Origin of the sequence: Persicimonas caeni (assembly GCF_006517175.1) — a bacterium.
In the GTDB taxonomy this organism is placed as follows: Bacteria; Myxococcota_A; Bradymonadia; order Bradymonadales; family Bradymonadaceae; genus Persicimonas; species Persicimonas caeni.
The window spans coordinates 5,858,296-5,875,716 of the sequence record NZ_CP041186.1; the positions used below are offsets into that span (position 1 = coordinate 5,858,296).

Annotated in this window: 12 protein-coding genes; 6 read left to right on the forward strand and 6 right to left on the reverse strand. The window is 64.0% G+C overall.

What is annotated here, in order from left to right:
* The first annotated feature begins 455 nt into the window (after positions 1-455).
* Positions 456-3,044 (forward strand): bifunctional aspartate kinase/diaminopimelate decarboxylase, encoded by a 2,589-nt coding sequence (locus tag FIV42_RS21635; protein ID WP_141199712.1) that lies wholly within the window; start codon positions 456-458, stop codon positions 3,042-3,044.
* 11 nt (positions 3,045-3,055) lie between these two features.
* Here the strand turns inward: FIV42_RS21635 and FIV42_RS21640 are convergent, their stop codons facing one another.
* From FIV42_RS21640 to FIV42_RS21650, 3 genes are all read right to left on the reverse strand, one after another.
* Positions 3,056-4,120: a cytochrome d ubiquinol oxidase subunit II gene (locus tag FIV42_RS21640; RefSeq protein WP_141199713.1), complete on the reverse strand. Its 1,065-nt coding sequence runs from the start codon at positions 4,118-4,120 to the stop codon at positions 3,056-3,058.
* Positions 4,117-5,448 carry a cytochrome ubiquinol oxidase subunit I gene (locus tag FIV42_RS21645; protein WP_141199714.1) on the reverse strand — a complete coding sequence of 444 codons (1,332 nt, stop codon included), beginning with the start codon at positions 5,446-5,448 and terminating at the stop codon, positions 4,117-4,119. Before FIV42_RS21645 ends, FIV42_RS21640 begins: the two co-directional genes overlap by 4 nt.
* A 146-nt stretch (positions 5,449-5,594) precedes the next feature.
* The gene (locus FIV42_RS21650) at positions 5,595-7,097 is read right to left on the reverse strand and encodes a hypothetical protein (RefSeq protein ID WP_141199715.1); all 1,503 of its coding nucleotides are present in this window, start codon (positions 7,095-7,097) and stop codon (positions 5,595-5,597) included.
* Between the two features lie 109 nt (positions 7,098-7,206).
* On the opposite strand from FIV42_RS21650, the gene FIV42_RS21655 reads away from it, so the two are divergent.
* From FIV42_RS21655 to FIV42_RS21665, 3 genes are all read left to right on the forward strand, one after another.
* The gene (locus tag FIV42_RS21655) at positions 7,207-7,908 is read left to right on the forward strand and encodes a succinate dehydrogenase cytochrome b subunit (protein ID WP_168210849.1); all 702 of its coding nucleotides are present in this window, start codon (positions 7,207-7,209) and stop codon (positions 7,906-7,908) included.
* Between the two features lie 29 nt (positions 7,909-7,937).
* Positions 7,938-9,890: a fumarate reductase/succinate dehydrogenase flavoprotein subunit gene (locus tag FIV42_RS21660; RefSeq protein ID WP_141199717.1), complete on the forward strand. Its 1,953-nt coding sequence runs from the start codon at positions 7,938-7,940 to the stop codon at positions 9,888-9,890.
* 70 nt (positions 9,891-9,960) lie between these two features.
* On the forward strand, positions 9,961-10,728 hold the full coding sequence (locus tag FIV42_RS21665; protein ID WP_141201379.1) for a succinate dehydrogenase/fumarate reductase iron-sulfur subunit: 768 nt from the start codon (positions 9,961-9,963) through the stop codon (positions 10,726-10,728).
* A 79-nt stretch (positions 10,729-10,807) separates the two neighbouring features.
* Here the strand turns inward: FIV42_RS21665 and FIV42_RS30310 are convergent, their stop codons facing one another.
* Complete coding sequence (locus FIV42_RS30310; RefSeq protein ID WP_168210850.1) at positions 10,808-12,148, reverse strand: hypothetical protein; 1,341 nt, start codon at positions 12,146-12,148, stop codon at positions 10,808-10,810.
* Between the two features lie 340 nt (positions 12,149-12,488).
* Between FIV42_RS30310 and FIV42_RS21675 the strand changes: the two genes are divergently transcribed.
* Entirely contained in the window at positions 12,489-12,971 is a 483-nt protein-coding gene (locus FIV42_RS21675) for a hypothetical protein (RefSeq protein WP_141199718.1), read from the forward strand.
* Between the two features lie 131 nt (positions 12,972-13,102).
* Here the strand turns inward: FIV42_RS21675 and FIV42_RS21680 are convergent, their stop codons facing one another.
* Positions 13,103-14,983, reverse strand: coding sequence for a hypothetical protein (locus FIV42_RS21680; RefSeq protein WP_141199719.1), 1,881 nt, complete (start codon positions 14,981-14,983; stop codon positions 13,103-13,105).
* A gap of 201 nt (positions 14,984-15,184) precedes the next feature.
* On the opposite strand from FIV42_RS21680, the gene FIV42_RS21685 reads away from it, so the two are divergent.
* Positions 15,185-15,640: a DUF2267 domain-containing protein gene (locus FIV42_RS21685; protein WP_141199720.1), complete on the forward strand. Its 456-nt coding sequence runs from the start codon at positions 15,185-15,187 to the stop codon at positions 15,638-15,640.
* A gap of 26 nt (positions 15,641-15,666) precedes the next feature.
* On the opposite strand, the gene FIV42_RS21690 is transcribed toward FIV42_RS21685, so the two are convergent.
* The gene (locus tag FIV42_RS21690) at positions 15,667-17,361 is read right to left on the reverse strand and encodes a DUF3943 domain-containing protein (RefSeq protein WP_168210851.1); all 1,695 of its coding nucleotides are present in this window, start codon (positions 17,359-17,361) and stop codon (positions 15,667-15,669) included.
* Between the last annotated feature and the right edge of the window lie 60 nt (positions 17,362-17,421).

The following is a 17,421-nucleotide window of genomic DNA, read 5'->3' on the forward strand; positions in this document are numbered from 1 at the left end:
CGCCAGGCCGCCGGCGAGCATCAAAGGGGGGCTGACGCGAATCGTCATCAACCGCTGCCGGCGCATGCGACGTGGGCGAAAAGACGATCCCAGGCTGCACGCTGCGCTGCGTGTCGAGCTCACCGAGGTGCATTCGTGAACGTTGCTCATGCGTAGCGGGGTTGCGCAAAGGCTCCGGGGCCTCCTCTTGGTCGAATGAACGGCGATCGACTGAGCCGGATCGAAATCCTTAGCGTCGATCGCATTCTCCCGCGAGGAGGCCCCCACCGCCTTTGCTGCCTCTTTGCAACTGCCTGCGAGCCGGGCGTTCGGAGGCACGCGCAGCAGCCCTCCGAAGCGTTGAGCACGCCTGCAGGGGCAGGGGATTACCTCACACCTCGATTGAGCCCACCTTGGTTCAGTGGTAAGAAACTGCCCGGCAAACCGCCGCAAGTCCCTGAACGGAGAACTAAAAGATGCCGTCCGCAAGCCAAGAATGGATCGTCCTGAAATTCGGAGGTACCAGCGTCTCGACCCTCGAGCGTTGGAAGACCATTGCGGAGGAGCTTCGAAAACGGATCGCCGAGGGCGCGCGTCCATTCGTGGTCTGTTCGGCGTTGAGCGGGATCTCGAATATGCTCGAGGCGCTCGTCGAAGCGGCGCCGGGCGGGGATTACGAAGCGATCGTGTCCGAGATTGAGGAGCGCCACCGCGCGCTGGCGGCCGACCTCGAGGTCGACGTCGACGAATTGCTCGGCGAGCGCTTCAAAGAGCTCGAGCGACTGGCTCTGGGCGCTTCGCTCATCGGCGAGGCGAGCCCGCGGTTCCACGCACGTGTGCTGGCGATGGGCGAGCTGATGTCGACGTCGCTCGGGGCGGCCTACCTGGAGAGCGTCGGCGTGTCGGCCTCGTGGCGTGACGCGCGCCAGATGCTCTCGGCGGTCCACGAGCCCAATATCAACCTCAACCGGCGCTACCTGTCGGCGGCCTGTGAGTGCTCGCCCGACGCCGGGCTGAAGTCCTCGCTCGCCGAGGGCGACGCCGACGTTTTCGTGACGCAGGGCTTTATCGCCAGCGATGCCGAGGGCGACACCGTCTTGCTGGGACGCGGCGGCTCGGACACCTCGGCGGCGTATTTTGCTGCCAAGCTCGAAGCCGAGCGCCTCGAGATCTGGACCGACGTCCCCGGCATGTTCAGCGCCAACCCGCGCGACATCCCCTCGGCGCGCCTGCTTCGCCAGCTCGACTACGACGAGGCGCAGGAGCTCGCCACGATGGGCGCCAAGGTGCTGCACCCGCGCTGCATCGCGCCGGTGCGCAACGGCCAGATTCCGCTGCATATCCGCTGCACGCAGCGCCCCGAACTCGAGGGCACGGTCATCTCGGGCGAGGTGCCCAATTTCGGCGCACAGGTCAAAGCGATTTCGGCCAAAAACGACGTCACCCTCATCTCGATGGACACCCTGGGGATGTGGCAGCAGGTCGGCTTTTTGGCCGACGCGTTCGGCGCCTTCAAGCAAAACGGCTTGTCGGTCGACCTGGTGACCACCTCCGAGGCGAACGTGACCGTCTCGCTCGATCCGATGGCCAATGCGCTCGAGCCGCAGACGGTCGAGGGGCTTCTGGAGGACCTCAACGCGTTCTGCGACGCGCGCCAGATCGGCCCGTGCGCGGTCGTCAGCCTCATCGGGCGCAATATTCGCTCCATCCTCGACGAGCTCGGCCCGGCCTTCGAGGTCTTCGACGAGCAGCATATCTACCTGTTGTCGCAGGCGGCGAGCGACCTGAACCTGACCTTTGTGGTCGACGAGGACCAGGCCCAAAAGCTGGTGCGCAAGCTGCACGCGCAGCTCTTCAGCGAGCGCATCTCCGACAAGCTCTTCGGCCCGACCTGGCGCGAGCTCTTCGGCGGTGAGATGGCCGAGGTCGCCGAGCGCACGCTGTGGTGGCAAGACCGGCGTGACGATCTCCTCGAGGTCGCCGAAGAGGGCGCAGCCTATGTGTACGACGCGCCGACCTTGCAGCAGAAGGTCGACGACGTGCGCTCCATCGACGCCCTCGACCGCGTCTTCTACGCGATGAAGGCCAACTCGCACCCCGACGTGCTGCGCCTGTTCGAAAAGTCGGGCATCGGCTTCGAGTGCGTCTCGCCGGGCGAGGTCGAGCGCATCGTCGAGCTGTTCCCAGACATCGACCGCGAGCGCATCCTGTTCACGCCGAACTTCGCCCCGCGCGACGAGTACGCCTTTGGCTTCGAACAGGCCGGCTTTTTGACCCTCGACAACCTGCACCCGCTCGAGGCGTGGCCGGAGCTCTTCGCCGACAAAGAGGTCATCGTGCGCCTCGATCCGGGCCGTGGCCGCGGCCACCACAAGTACGTGCGCACCGCCGGCAACCAGTCCAAATTCGGCGTCGCCCCCAACGAGCTCGACCGGCTCTCCGAGCTCGTCGAGGCGGCGGGCGCACGCGTCGTCGGCCTGCACGCCCACGTGGGCAGCGGCATCCGCACGGCGGACACGTGGTCGGAGAACGCGCTCTTTTTGGCCTCGCTGCGCGACCGGTTCCCCGAGCTTCGTCTGCTGAATTTGGGCGGCGGCATGGGTGTGCCCGAGCGTCCGGGCCAACGCGCGCTCGACGTCGCCGAGGTCTCCGAGCGGCTGGCCAAGTTCAAGGCCGCCCAGCCCGACTTCGAGCTGTGGCTCGAGCCGGGCCGCTACCTCGTCGCCCAGGCGGGCGTGTTGCTCGCCCGGGTCACCCAGACGAAGCAAAAGGGCGACATCAACTACGTGGGCCTCGAGACGGGCATGAACTCGCTGATTCGCCCGGCGCTGTACGGCGCCTACCACGAGATCGTCAACCTGAGCCGCCTCGACGAGCCGATGACGATGACCGCCGAGATCGTCGGCCCCATCTGCGAGACCGGCGACGTGCTGGGCCACGCCCGGCGCCTGCCGGCGACCGAGGAGGGCGACGTGATTTTGGTGGGTACGGCCGGCGCCTACGGGCGGGCGATGAGCTCGCAGTACAACCTGCGCCAGCCGGCGCGTGAGGTGTTGTTGAAGTAAGCGCGTTCGAGCTATTCACCCGTCGCCGACGACTCCGTCGGCGGCGAGAAGCCGCCACGGTCGGTGTCCTCGCCGCGCTGCACCTTGAAGACGCGGTACAGGTACCAAAACGAAGGAATCAGAATCACCATCCCAATGCCCAACGCCACGGTCACCGGCAAGAGCACCTCTTCGGGCGCTGCCGAATTGGCGATAGTGATGTCCGGGTAGACCAGGTACGGGAACTGTCCAAAGCCCCAGCCCACCACGATCAGGCCCACCTGGGCCATGGCGGCGAGCCGGGCGAGGCGGTAGCGGCGCTTGAAGAGCGCCCAGATGGCGGTGACGGCGGCGATGCCGGTCGCGGCTTGGAAGGGGATGGCCCACGTCGAGGTGACCAGTTGGTCCCAGATGAGCGGGGCGTCGTCCCTGGCGAGCACGATGGCTGCGAAGGCGCACGCGCCCACGGCCACGGCCGTCCACAGCGCGCGGATGCGAAAGTCGTCTTTGAGGTCGGCGTCGTCGACCTCCACGGTCATGTAGACCGCCGAGATGAAGGCGCAGATGGCCAGGGTGAACGCGCCGATGACGAAGGGGAAGGGGGCCAGCCACTCCGAGATATAGTCGGTCTCGACGCGACCCGGGCCGAGCCAGTGAATTTCGCCGGCGGCGATGGCGCCCGCGGAGATGCCGAGCATGAACGGGGTGAAGAAGCTCGCCGCCGCGAAGACCACCCCCGAGCGTCGCTGCAGCCGGGTCGCCCCCGCCGAGTACGACTGGAAGGCGAACGCCGAGCCGCGCAGCACGATGCCGATGAGCATGAGGGTCAGCGGGATATGCAGCGCGATCATCATCGTGGAGAACGCCCGCGGAAAGCAGACGAACAGCAAGACGACCACCACGATGAGCCAGACGTGGTTCGCCTCCCAGATGGGGGCGATGGCGTCGGACAGCGCGCGGCGCTGCGCCTTTTTGCGTGGGCCGAAGGCGAGCATGTCCCAGATGCCCCCGCCGAAGTCGGCGCCTCCCGACAGCAGGTAGACGACCATGGCGACGACGATGACCCCGGCGATGACGTATTCGAGTGCGAAAGTCATTTGGCCTCCCTCGACATCTCCTCGAGTTCCTCGGCCTCCGGGCTCTGGAAGACGTGGCGTTTGAGCAGGTAAATGACGATGACGAACAAGATCAGGTACAGGATCGTAAAGGCGGTAAACGGCACCACCAGGTTGGGCATCGGCGTGACCGCCTCGGCGGTGCGCATGAACCCCTGGATGATCCACGGCTGACGGCCGACCTCGGTGACCGTCCAGCCCGCCTCGATGGCGATAAAGCCCATCGGCGCGGTGATGACGAGCAGCCACAAATACCACCGGTCGTCGGGCAGTCGTTTGCGCCGCCAGGCCAGAAACGCCCCCAGCACGCTCACAAACAGCATCCACATGCCCAGGGCGACCATGATCTGGAACGCGTAGTGGACGATGGCCACCGGCGGCCAGACGTCACGCGGGAAGTCGTTGAGGCCTTTGACCTCGGCGTCGATGTCGCCGTAGGCCAAGAAGCTGAGCGCGTAGGGAATCTCGATGGCGTGCGTCGTCTCGCCGGCTTCTTCGTCGGGGATGCCGCCGATACGAAGCGGCGCGCCCGTTTCGGTCTCGAATTGACCCTCCATGGCGGCCAGCTTGACCGGCTGGGCCTGGGCGGTGTCTTTGGCGATGACGTCGCCCATGATTGGCTGGGCGATGGAGGTGACCAGGGCGATGGCCAGCGCGATGCTGGCGGCGTGGCGGTGGAACAGGTTGTCTTTGTCGCGCAGCAGCATCGCCCCGTGGATGCCCAACACCACGAAGGCGACGGCCTGGAAGGCGGCGATGACCATGTGGAAGCATTGGCTGAACCACATCGGGTTGAACATCGCCTCGAACCAGTCGATGTTGACGAATTGGCCGTCGACGTAGTCAAAGCCCGCCGGCGCGTTCATCCAGGCGTTGGCCGTGGTCACGAAGATACCCGACAGGGTTCCCGAGATGGCCACCATCAACCCGCAGGCCCAGTGCCATTTGGGCGGGATCTTGTCCCAGCCATACAGCCACAACCCCAAAAAGATGGCCTCGGTGAAGAACGCAAACCCCTCCATCGAGAAGGGCATGCCGATGACCGGGCCGGCGTGCTCCATGAACGTCGGCCATAGAAGGCCGAGCTCGAAGGAGAGCACGGTGCCGGAGACGGCGCCCACCGCGAAGATGATCGCGGTGCCTTTGGCCCAGCGCATGGCCAGCTCTTTGTAGACGGGGTCGCCGGTGCGAATCCATTTGCCCTCGGCGATGATCATAAACAACGGCATCGCCATGCCGACGGCGGCGAAGATGATGTGGAAGGCGAGGGACATCGCCATCTGGGCGCGGGCGGCGAGCAGATCTTCCATGGTGCTTCCAAAAAGCTGTCTGGAACTCCGGAATCTTGCTGACAAACGTGCGCAGCGACGACACGTCGTCAATGTTTAGCTGGCCCGTTGGTTCAGATGGTCTTGAACTTAGAAGGTTTCAAAATTATCTGATTCGTGATTTGGCCTCAGTGGATGCACGTCTGCGGGCACTCACGCTCCAGGTTCTTCTGGAAGCGCAGGTAATCCCCGAAGATCTCGACGCCGAAGACGCCGGCGTCAGCAAACGGGAGCGGCTCGCCGGCGCACAGGTCTTCGATGACGAACTCCCGGCCGCGGAAGGTGCCGCGCAGGTAGAAGGGGCGGACCTCGTCGCGGCACCAGTTGCGGCGCATCTGCCGGAATTGCGGGGGGCTCCACAGTTGCTCGAGCACGATCTGCTCGTATTCGACGATGTGGCCGGGCTCGGCGAAGTAGGTCTCCTCGACCCGGATATAGTCCTCGGTCAGGCGCACGGACTCGGGGAAGACGAGGCTGTTCCAGCAGCCACGGTCGATGCGCAGGTTGCTGACCATGGCGCCGGCGTGTTGGTACTGTACCCCCAAGTACGGCGTGAGCCCGTTGAGCGCGAAGAAGCCGACCACGGCGACGACCGGCCACAAGCGAGTTCGGCGGGGAGGCTTCGGGTGGGGGGCGCGGTCGGGCCTCCACGTCTCTTTTTTCCACAGCGGAAACGCCACTGACAGCGTGAGCAGGAGCCCCCAGAGAAGCCACTCTCGGGGAATCATGGTCCACTCTGGTAGGTTGTTATGGGCGAGCAGGCTCGCCGTCGTCAAAAGCGCGGCGGTCATGCCAAGGATGGGCCAGTGGCGGGCGAGTACCGCCCTGAGCCTGCTCACATCTTCGAGACGTAAAAAGGCAGCATGTCCCACCAGCATCACGAAGACAAAGGCGGGGGCCATGGTCAACGTGAGCGGTATGTGAAACGCGGCCATCAGCGTCCAAGCCACGTGTCGACGTCCCAGGAGGTAGAACAAGGCGATTCCGCCCTCCGCCAGAAGCACCAACCAAGGGGCCAGTTGCATCATAGGCATGGGGAGGACGTCGAGCGGTAAGTTCCAGTAGGTGAACAGCTCGTCGAGGCCGTAAACCGCACAACTATATTGCGGATCGAGAAATTCGCGGTTGATTTTGTGGAGGACTGCGAGCAGATAGGTCACCACGGTCACGCCCCGAAAGACCGACAGGAACGTCCATTCGCCGAGCGCAAGGCGCATGTCGGCCGGATCTTGCCGACCGGATGTGCCACTGTCGGTTGTCGCGGGGGCGGTCTGACGCAGCGCGTCGAAGATGAGCGAGAAGCCGGCGGTCGACGCAAAAAGCAGTAGGATGAGCGACTGGGTGAGCTGGTCGCGATGAAAGAAGAGCGGGATGGCGAGTCCTACGGCGCTCAGAAGCCATCCCACGGCGGCCTTACGCCAGCACAAAAGGGCGAGGCCGACGAGGTAGACGACGTTGGCGAAGAGCCACTCGAGTTGCCAGGCATCGGCCAGCCACAGATGGCAGGCCGAGGCGAAAACGAAGACCCACGTGACGATGCGCCCCACCAAGCTTTGAGGGCCCCACAGGGCGACCTCCAGCGGACGGTCGCGGCGCAGCGCGGCGATGTCGATTTGGGGCTCGTCATCCATTAGTGGTCAATCACTTTTGCATCGGCTCTTTTCGTGCTATGAGTTCCGCCGCAACGGTCCCCCGGACGGGTCAGCAGAGACTGAACCCCCCATTTGCCGGAGTCTTGAGATGTTCTCACTGAAAAAAGCATTGAGATCGGGAGTCGCGCGCAAGCTTATCAACGGTGTGACTGCCCTTGGTTTGGTCGGCTTTATCGTCGTCCACCTTCTAGGAAACCTGGCCATCTTCGCGCCAGACAAGGGCGAGGCGTTCAACGCCTATTCCGCCGCGCTGCACGACTTGGGCATCGGTCTGTATGTCCTCGAAATCGGCCTGCTCGCCTTCTTTGGCTTCCACGCGTTCTACGGCATCAAGCTGTGGTTGCAAAACCGAAAGGCGCGTGACCAGCGCTACGCGGTCAAGCAGAAGTCGAAGCGTGGCCCCAGCAAGTTCAACCTGGCGTCGGTCAACATGGCGCTGTCGGGCTTGATTTTGCTGGTTTTCGTGGTCGTGCACGTCGCCCAGTTCCGCTTCGGGCTGTTCACCGACACCGCACAGTACGAGAATACCGGACCGACCGGCAAGGTCTTTGACCTGTACGGCTTGGTGGTCGACACCTTCGCGCATCCCGGTTGGGTGGCGTTCTACTGCGGTGCGGTGCTCTTCCTGGGCTTCCACCTGCGCCACGGCGCCTGGAGCATGCTGCAGACCCTCGGCGCCATGAACTCGAAGTGGTCCCAGGCCATCTACGGCATCGGCGCGCTGATCGCGGTGCTGCTGGCCGCCGGCTTCTTCGTGCTGCCGCTCTACATCTACTTCTTCATCCACTGAGCCGTCCCATGAATCAAAAGAGTAGTCCCATGAAGACGCTGGATTCGAAGATCCCGGAGGGCCCGCTTCACGAGAAGTGGGACAATCGCAAGGCGGAGTACAACCTCGTTGCTCCGAATAACAAGAAAAAGCACAACATCATCGTTGTCGGCACCGGCCTGGCGGGCGCAGCGAGCGCTGCTTCGCTCGCCGAGTTGGGCTACAACGTCAAGGCGTTCTGCATCTCGGACTCGCCGCGACGCGCCCACTCGATTGCGGCGCAGGGTGGCATCAACGCCACCAAAAACTACCCCAACGACGGCGACAGCATCTGGCGGCTGTTCTACGACACCATCAAAGGTGGCGATTACCGCTCGCGAGAGGCGAACACCTATCGGCTGGCCCAGCTCAGCTCGAATATCATCGACCAGGCGGTCGCCCAGGGCGTGCCGTTTGCGCGTGAGTACGGCGGCGAGCTCGCCACCCGCTCCTTCGGTGGTGCGCAGGTGTCGCGTACGTTCTACGCACGTGGCCAGACCGGCCAGCAGCTCTTGTTGGGCGCCTACGGCGCGCTGATGCGCCAGGTCGACGAGGGCAAGTGTGAGATGTTCACCCACCGTGAGATGCTCGACCTGGTCGTCGTCGACGGCCGGGCCCGCGGCATCATCACGCGCAACCTGTGGACCGGCGAAATCGAGCGCCACAGCGGCGACGCGGTGGTCTTGTGCACCGGCGGCTACGGGCGTGTCTACTTCCTGTCGACCAACGCGTTCAACTCCAACGGCACCGCCGCCTGGCGCTGTCACCGTCGCGGGGCGTTCATGGCGAACCCCTGCTACGTGCAGATCCACCCGACGTGCATCCCCTCGTCGGGTCACTACCAGTCGAAGCGTACCCTCATGAGTGAGAGTCTGCGCAACGACGGTCGTGTGTGGGTGCCCAAGAACAAAGCGGACGTCGACAAGCCTCCGCACCAGATTCCGGAGAAGGACCGCGACTACTACCTGGAGCGCAAGTACCCGGCCTTCGGTAACTTGGTGCCGCGTGACGTCGCGTCGCGTAACGCCAAGTACATGGTCGACGCGGGCTTGGGTGTCGGACCGCAGCACAACGCGGTCTACCTCGACTTCAGCCACGCCATCAAAGAGCAGGGCCGTGATGCCATCAAGGAGAAGTACGGCAACCTGTTTCACATGTACCACAAGATCACCGACGAGAACCCGTACGAGCAGCCGATGCGCATCTTCCCGGCCGTTCACTACGTGATGGGCGGTCTATGGGTCGACTACAACCTGATGAGCAACCTGCCGGGACTCTTCGTCGCCGGTGAGGCCAACTTCTCGGACCACGGCGCCAACCGCCTGGGCGCCAGCGCCCTGATGCAGGGCCTAGCCGACGGCTACTTCATCGTCTCGCGCGCGGTCAGCAACTACCTGGCCGAGAACCGCTTCGAGATCACCGACGTGAGCACCGACCAGGGTGAGTTCAAAGAGGCTGAAAAAGAGGTCCGCACGGGCATCGACAAGCTTCTCGAGCTCAACGAGAAGGCCAAGGCGAAGCCGGCCGACCAGCAGCGCACGGTCATGGACATCTACCGTGACCTGGGCGAAATCATGTGGGACAAGGTTGGCATCGCGCGCACCGGCGAGGGCCTCAAGAAGGCGCTCGAAGAGATTCCGAAGCTTCGCGAGGAGTTCTGGTCGGGCGTAATCATCCCCGGCGATGACGACACGTTCAACAAGTACCTCGAGGTCGCCGGCCGCGTGGCCGACTTCCTCGAGCTCGGTGAGCTGATGGCCCGCGACGCGCTCGAGCGCGACGAATCGGCCGGCTGTCACTTCCGCGAGGAGCACCAGACCGAGAAGGGCGAAGCGCTGCGTGACGACGAAGCCTACGCCTACGTCGCGGCCTGGGAATACCAAGGAATGAACGAAGCGGAGAAGCTGCACAAAGAGCCGCTCGAGTTCGAATTCGTCAAGCTAAAGCAGCGTAGCTATGAGTGATACGAGCGGCAAAGACAGCCTCCAAGTACAGAAGGCTACCGGTCAAGGAGTACGAGCCATGGCTCAAGGAATGACCCTGCATCTGAAAGTTTGGCGCCAAAAAGACGCCAACTCGCCCGGCAGGCTCGAGTCGATCACCGCCGAGGACATCACCGGCGACATGTCGTTTCTCGAGATGATGGACCTGGTCAACGAGCGCCTGGTCCAGGACGGCAAAGAGCCCGTCGAATTCGACAGCGACTGCCGCGAGGGTATCTGCGGCACCTGCGGTCTGACGATCAACGGGCAGGCCCACGGCCCCGAGCGCGGCACCGCGGTGTGCCAGCTGCACATGCGCAGCTTCTCGAACGGCGACACCATCGTCATCGAGCCGTTCCGCGCCCGCGCCTTCCCGGTCGTCAAAGACCTGGTCGTCGATCGCGCAGCGTTCGACCGCATCATCCAGTCGGGCGGCTACACCTCGGTGACCACTGGCCCGCACGCCGACGCCAACACCCACCTGGTGCCCAAGCCCGACGCCGACCGCTCGTTCTTCGCGGCGACCTGCATCGGCTGCGGCGCCTGCGTGGCGGCTTGCCCGAACGCGTCGGCCTCGCTGTTCACCAGCGCCAAGCTCACCCAGTACGCGATGCTCCCGCAAGGCCAGGCCGAGCGCGAGATTCGCACGATCCGCATGATCAACCAGATGGACGAGGAGGGCTTCGGCAACTGCTCGAATATCGGAGAGTGTTCGGCGGTCTGCCCCAAGAATATCGAACTCGAGAATATCTCGCGCATGCGCCGCGAGTACCTGCGCGCCATCTTCAAGATGGGCGGTCAGGCCGAGCACACCGACTGAGCAGTCGTTGTACGAGCACAAAGAAAAACGGCGGCCGGGGCAACCCGGCCGCCGTTTTTTTGTGTCGAGCGCTTAGCGCTTAGTACGCTCCCGGCTCTCTCGGGTACTCGTCGTCATCGTCGTCATCGTCGTCGCCGCTCTCGTCGGCTTCGACTTCGCCTCTGGGAAAGTCGTACTGCTCGGAAGGCGTCTCCCAGTCGAAGTTGATCGGCTCTTCGACGACCGGCTCGTAGCTGTCGTCGTCATCGTCGTCGTCGTCGCCGGGCATCGGCGTTTCGCCGTCGTCGTCATCGTCGTCGTCGCCGGGCATCGGCGTTTCGCCGTCGTCGTCATCATCGTCGTCGTCGCCGGGCATCGGCGTTTCGCCGTCGTCGTCATCGTCGTCGTCGCCGGGCATCGGCGTTTCACCGTCGTCGTCATCGTCGTCGCCCGGGGTCGGCGTTTCGCCGCCGTCTTCGTCGGCCACGCAGATGGCGGTGGTGCAGGCGGTGCAACCGGCGTCTTCAGCGGTCACCGGCTCGGTCGGGCACGTCTGGGAGTTGTCACCAGTGACGATGTCGCCGCCCAAATTGTCGATCTCGGCCACGAGCTCGTCGACGGTGCACTGAGCGAGCTCGAAGTTATGGATGGCGATGAAGTCGCCGTTGACCCACTCGAGGCACGACATGTCCAGGTGTGACAGCTGCGGGTTGCGCTCCAAGACCACGTCGCCCCACACGGTGGTGAGCACCGGCGCTGCCAGGCTCTTCAGGCCACCGTTGAAGTGGACTTTGAAGTCACCGTTGACCACGACCAGGCTCGGCAGGCAAAGGCATTCGAGGCCGTCGCTGTGCTCGAAGATGAACGTGCCCATCACGCAGGTCAGCTTGGGCAGCTCGAGGTTGGTCAGCGCGTCGTTGCCCGCGAAGATGAGGTCGTCGCCCACGCCGAACAGGCTCTCGAAGCTCGCCGACTGGAGCGCCGGGTTGCCGAAGACGTGCAGGTAGCCCGAGACCTCGCGAAGCGTGTCGAACGAGATGCTGGTCAGCGCCGAGTTGCCCTCGACGACCAGGCCTTCGCCGGTCTCCTCGAGGTTGGGCAGGCTGATATCTTGCAGCGCGGTGTTGTCGGCGATGCCGATAAAGCCGCCGGTGCTTCGCAGCCCGCTCAGCGCGCTCAAGTCGGTGATGTCGTCGGTGTCTTGAACAAACAGGTGATTCTCGACGGTAAAGCAACTCAGCCCGTCGAACTGGGCCAGATCGGACTGCTGGCTGATGTTGACCGTGCCCGCAATCACTTGGCAACCATCTTGGCCGTCGTCGCTGCCGGTCTGCGCCGCCGACTGCGACGCGCTGGGCGCCGGCGTCGGATTGGGCGAGGTGTCGGCCTCACCGCAGGCGCTCGCGCCGGCGGTCACCAGCGACAAGACAGCCAAATACACTAAGCTTCTCAAACTCGCGTTCCTCATGTCATCCCCCTTAGAGGAAGGTAATGCGACATCATCTGTGTCGTTGACCCGCCACGCGGAGCCGGCCTGGCTCCGGCGGTAGATGTGCCGGGGTGTCGTCGTTTAGGCGACACCCTACTACATGTCATCGTTCACCAATGAACTTAAGGCGACTGCAGAGTCTGGAAACCCCCGTGGACGCCGATAGCCTCGAAGTGCGCCGCGCAGCGCGCCTCAGCCTCCGTTTTGGTTGCTCGTGCTTGACGCGGGCCCGCCAAGTTCCTTAAAAATGTGCAGATTTTGGAACAACTACCCGATGTCTCGAGGAGACGTAATGAAAGGAAGTCAGGTCAAGTTTGTCATCGCTCTGCTCGCGCTGAGCGTCTTTGGGGTCACCTTCGGCTCGGGATGTGCGGCCATGCGCGCCTCGGCCGCTCGCCAGGCCCACATCAACAAGATGACCAAGCAGCACGTGTACTCGATGCCCTGCGAGCAGGTCTGGCCGACCGCGCGGCAGTTGCTGTTCACCAACGGCTTCTCGGTCAAAGACACCGGCGAGGGCACGACCATGACCCTCGAGACGGAGTGGGCCTACCAGGGCCAGAGCTCGTCGCGCTACCTCGTGCAGGGCATCGAGCCGACCGAGAGTCAGTGCAAGGTCAACTTCACCAAGAACACCCGCTCGCAGAACAACCACACGAGCACGAACCGTGACCTCGACATCGAGTGGCAGCTTCTGCAGAAGGTCGACCAGGAGAGCGCCCAGAAGATCCTTCAAGAGGCGGAAGTCAAGGCCAACGCCGCTTCGGCTAGCTGATTGGAAGCAGGACCGAGCACCACAGCTGAGCAAGCAGCAAAAAGCCCCCGTCGGCGAGTCCGGCGGGGGCTTTTTGCGCGTTGGGCTTGTGTGGGGGGCGTATGTACGAGACGAGGCTTCGAATGTGGGGATTATTCGGGACTGCCGAAGACATAGAAGCGGGCGCGCAGCACGAGTCGCTCTCCGTCGTCGTGCGGCTCGATGACGAACTCGGCGGGGACGAGCGGGCGGTCGAGATCGAGCATCTGGGTGACGAAACCGAGCAGATCGGCCGGTTTGGCCGCTGCTTCGAGTCCGTAGAGCTTCGGCGCCACGCTCTTCCACCCCTGGGCGGCGACAGGTCGCTGACGCAGCTCGGTGATGTCGGTGGCGAAGCCCGAGGCGGTCTCGGCGAGGTCCTCGAGCACCTCGCCAATCTGGGCGCGGCGCGGGATGACGCGCCCGACTTCTTTGTATGACTCGGAGGTGACCAGCTGGTTCTCCAGGTTGTAGAGGTCTTGGCGAAACCCGTACTGGTCTCGGCGCACCGCGAGCACGAACTGGCGGCCGTCGTCGAAGCGCGGCAACTCGACATCCACCGCCATGGGTGTGTGCAGGCCCTCGGCGGTGGCCGTAGCCGTGCCGGACCAGACCGTGGTCTCTTTCGACGTGCTGCGCTTCTCGTCGAGCGTAGCCGAGCCCATGCAGCGCGCGAAGGCTTGCTGGACGCCGTCGATGGTGGCCTCGTCCGCAGACGCCAACGTCCAGTCGGTGCGACCGTCGCCCAAGATGCGCACTCTCTCGATGTCGAGCGCATCGACGTCTCCGTCGACCGGCCCGCGGAAGGTGAGCATGGCAGTTTGCAGCGGGCGGGTCTGGTCGTCGGGGGCCGCCTCGAGGGGCTGGGTGTAGGCCCGGGTCAAGCAAAGGGAGGCGCGCAGGGCGCGGGCGTTGCGTTCGCGCAGCGTGTCGGCCAACACCATGCGATCGTAGCGGCCGGCTATTTCGTAGTAGAGAGTGCGGATTCGCTCGTAACGGTACCAAGACATGTTCGCCAGCAGTGAGCGCGACACGCCCTCGGGGAGACCGTCTTTCTCTTCCCACGTGATCAGCCCCGACTCATCGGGGGCCTCTCCCAAGCCGACGAGTTCGGCCCGCGCAGACTCGGCGAGCTTGGCCAGCCATGTGGCCGCGTCGAACTCTTCGGAGAGCTCGAGCTGGTAGAAGTCGACGATGAGTTGCTCGCCGCCCACGCGTGCGGAGAGCCCGTGATAGTCGGCGACCTGGCGCATGACGTAATTCAAGTCTGCGCCGTCGGCCAGCGTGGCGCGCAGGGTGGTGCGCTGCCAGTCGCCCACTCGAGACGCGCCCAGCGCTTCAAATTGGGTCGCGTTCGTCTCGCTCTGGGCCTGGGGCGACGAATCACCGCCGAAGCTGCACAAGCTGTCGGCATATTCGTCGAGGGGGCGCGCCTTTTTGGCCGGAAAGAGCTCGGGGCCGAAGTCGACGCCGCGCAACGGGGAGGCGAGTGCCTCGGTGGGCTCGAGTCGAAAAGTGATCGCGTCGTCTTCGTCCTTGCTGGCCTCGGCCACGCCGAAGTCGATGCGCGAGGCATCGCTCACGCGGGCGAGAAACTCGGCGAGGTCACGCCAACTTTGCGCGCGCCCAGCGATGCGCAGCCCCTCAACGTCCGCGCTGACCTCGAGCCCCTCGATACTCGTCGACTCCCAGCTATCGCGCCAGCCATGCCGCCGGTGCAATCGTTGGTCGGCCTGGCTCGACTTGGCCACCTCGATGGCTCGGATGACGCGGTCGAATTGGTGCAGCTGACCCTGAGCGCGGTCGAATCGCGCGCGCTGGATGGCACAGGCATTGATGCGCTTGGCGAGCTTCGTTCGCCGTGCCTGCTCGGCCACACCGTCTTGGTCATCGCCGCCGTCGCCTCCCGTCGACGCGCAGCCGGCACAAAAAAGCACCGCGGCGCATAGCCAGGTCAGGCGAGACGAGAGCTTGTGGTCGGAGTCGCTTGGCATCGGTGATCGCCGGGTCGCATGAACGCTGGTAAATCCTTGCCCAAAGCGTACTGGGCCAGTCTCGACAGGGCAAGCAGATCCCACTGCTGCGACCGGGCCTTGCATGCGCCGCAGCCTCCCTTGCGGGCCATGCCATGGTGGTTACCCCTTGATCGATACGGAGGTCGAAAATCACCGAAATCCGGACACCAGGAGGAGACGATGAGTCCAACGGGAATCAAATCGATGGACCGTGAGGTCAACGTCGCGATGGAGTGGATCATCGACGCCGAGAACGAGTTCGGCTGGGATGATCGTCAGAAGACCTTCCAGGCTGTGCGAAGCACGCTACACGCCCTGCGCGACCGGCTGACCCTCGAAGAGGCCGCCGACCTGGGAGCGCAGTTGCCGACCTTTTTGCGAGGTGTCTACTTCGAGGGCTTCCAGCCCCAGAAGCTACCGGTCAAGGACCGCGACGTGGAAGACTTCTTGGGCCACATTCGCCAAGAATTCAAGCAGATGCCGGTCGTCGACGCCGAGTTGATCGCCAAGAAGGTCTTCAAGGTGTTGTGCGACCACGTCTCCAAAGGGGAGATGGAAGACGTCATCGGCATGTTGCCCCACGACTTCGACTACTTGTGGGAGGAAGGCCAGGTGAAGAGGCCCAGCTCGACCTGACCGATGGGAGCGTCTTGGGCGCAGGCTCAGAATAGATACTGAACCCGCGCGCCTAGTTCTTGGTACCCGTTCCACTCTTCGAATTGGTCGACGCTGCTCAGCCGCGAGTTGGTGTCGTAGGTCAGACGCACGTCGAGCACGTCGACCGGCGTGGGCACGTCGAGCCACAGCTGCAGCCGGGCCAGGTGGTCGTCCAGGTCGAGGATGTCGGTGACCTGCTCCTGGCGTCGGTCGCGCCCCGTGATGCCCCAGTAGCGTCCCCACTGGAACTCCCCGCCGAGACCCAGTCGGCCCCAATAAAACTGCAGCCGTGGCCGAATCGTCGCACCGTAGCCGAAGTAGTACCCTTTGTTCGACAGATCCGAGCGCAAGCCCTCGGTGCCGAAGCGGGCGGCGAACTCGGGGAAGGCTTGCGACCGAATGGCGACGAAGTCCCCGTAGCCGGCCAGCTCGAAGCGCGCCTCGAGGTCACCTGCGAACATCGTAAAGTCGAGCGCCGGGCCCAAAATATGGACCAGTCCGCGTTGGTCTTCGAGCAGCGGGGCGTCGAAGTTTTCGACCTGATAGGCCGTCGCGCCGCCGATCGCGAGGCTGTAGCCGCGGCGCTCTCCCTCTTCGACTTGGATGTCCTGCTTGTAGAACCCGAACAGGATGGCTTGGGCGAAGAGGGCCATCTCGGTCACGCCGTCGTCGCCCACGCTCATCTCGAGGTCGAGGCGTGTGAAGTTGCCCTCGCCAAAGTAGTGGTCGAATTGACCGGGCCGTCGGTAGCCCGGCATGGCCACAAGCTCGGTCGAGAGGCCGAAATTGGCGTCGACGTTGCCGGACACCGTCGGAGACTCGCCGCGCGAGACGGCGCCGGCGAAGAGGCGAAAGTCGGGCCAGTACACCCGCTCGTTGGGCGTGGGGATCAACTCGCCGTCTTTGCGATCGTAGTAGTTGTGCACCCAGCGTGGTGCACCGAAGATTCCGGTCAAGATGCGCTGGTCGAGCTCGCCGGCCGAGTAGGGGCTGTTGAAGTACTCGCCCAGGTGATAGCCCACCTCGCCCAGCGCCATGCCGGCGACCGATGTGGTGATCTGGTCGTTGATGCTCACCTGCTCGGGCAGCTCGAGCACGTACTCCCACAGCGTCGAGCTCATCAGCCCGATCATATACGAGGGCGCCACTCCGAAGTCGTTGGTTCGCGCGAAGATGTAGTACCCCATGCCCGCCAACGGGTGCCACATCTGGTTGAACAAAAACGTGTTGTCGTCGAAGCGAATCAGCTCGGTCGTCGAGAACTTGCGCTCGACGCCGTCGAGCGAGATCTCGAAGAACCAGTCCTGCTGGTTGAAGTCCTTCTGGGCGATGTACCAGACCCCGCCGAGGAGCAATTCGGTCATCACCTCGACGATCATGCGCCCGAAGTTGCGGTTGGGGTCACGGCCCAGAAAGACGTCGTACTCGTCCTCGAAGTTGATCCAGCGCCCGTCCGTGCTCAGGTACATCTCGCCCTTGAGCGGCGGCTCGCGTTCGACCTCGAGCGTGGCCACCTGACAGACGGGGAGGGTGATTTCGGTCAGCGTGGCGGCTCCGGCGGCGCTGATGGCGCGGCACTCGGTGAGTCGGTCACTTCCTTCGGGTGGGGTCGGCCATTCGGACGGCGGGTTCGCTCCATACGCGCTCGGCGCCCAGAGCAGCGCCGTGAGCGCCAGACAAACCATTACGACATGATACAAACGATACTGCATAGCGGGGCCAATATGTGACCGATGGGGTCATCTTCAACCAAGAAGGCG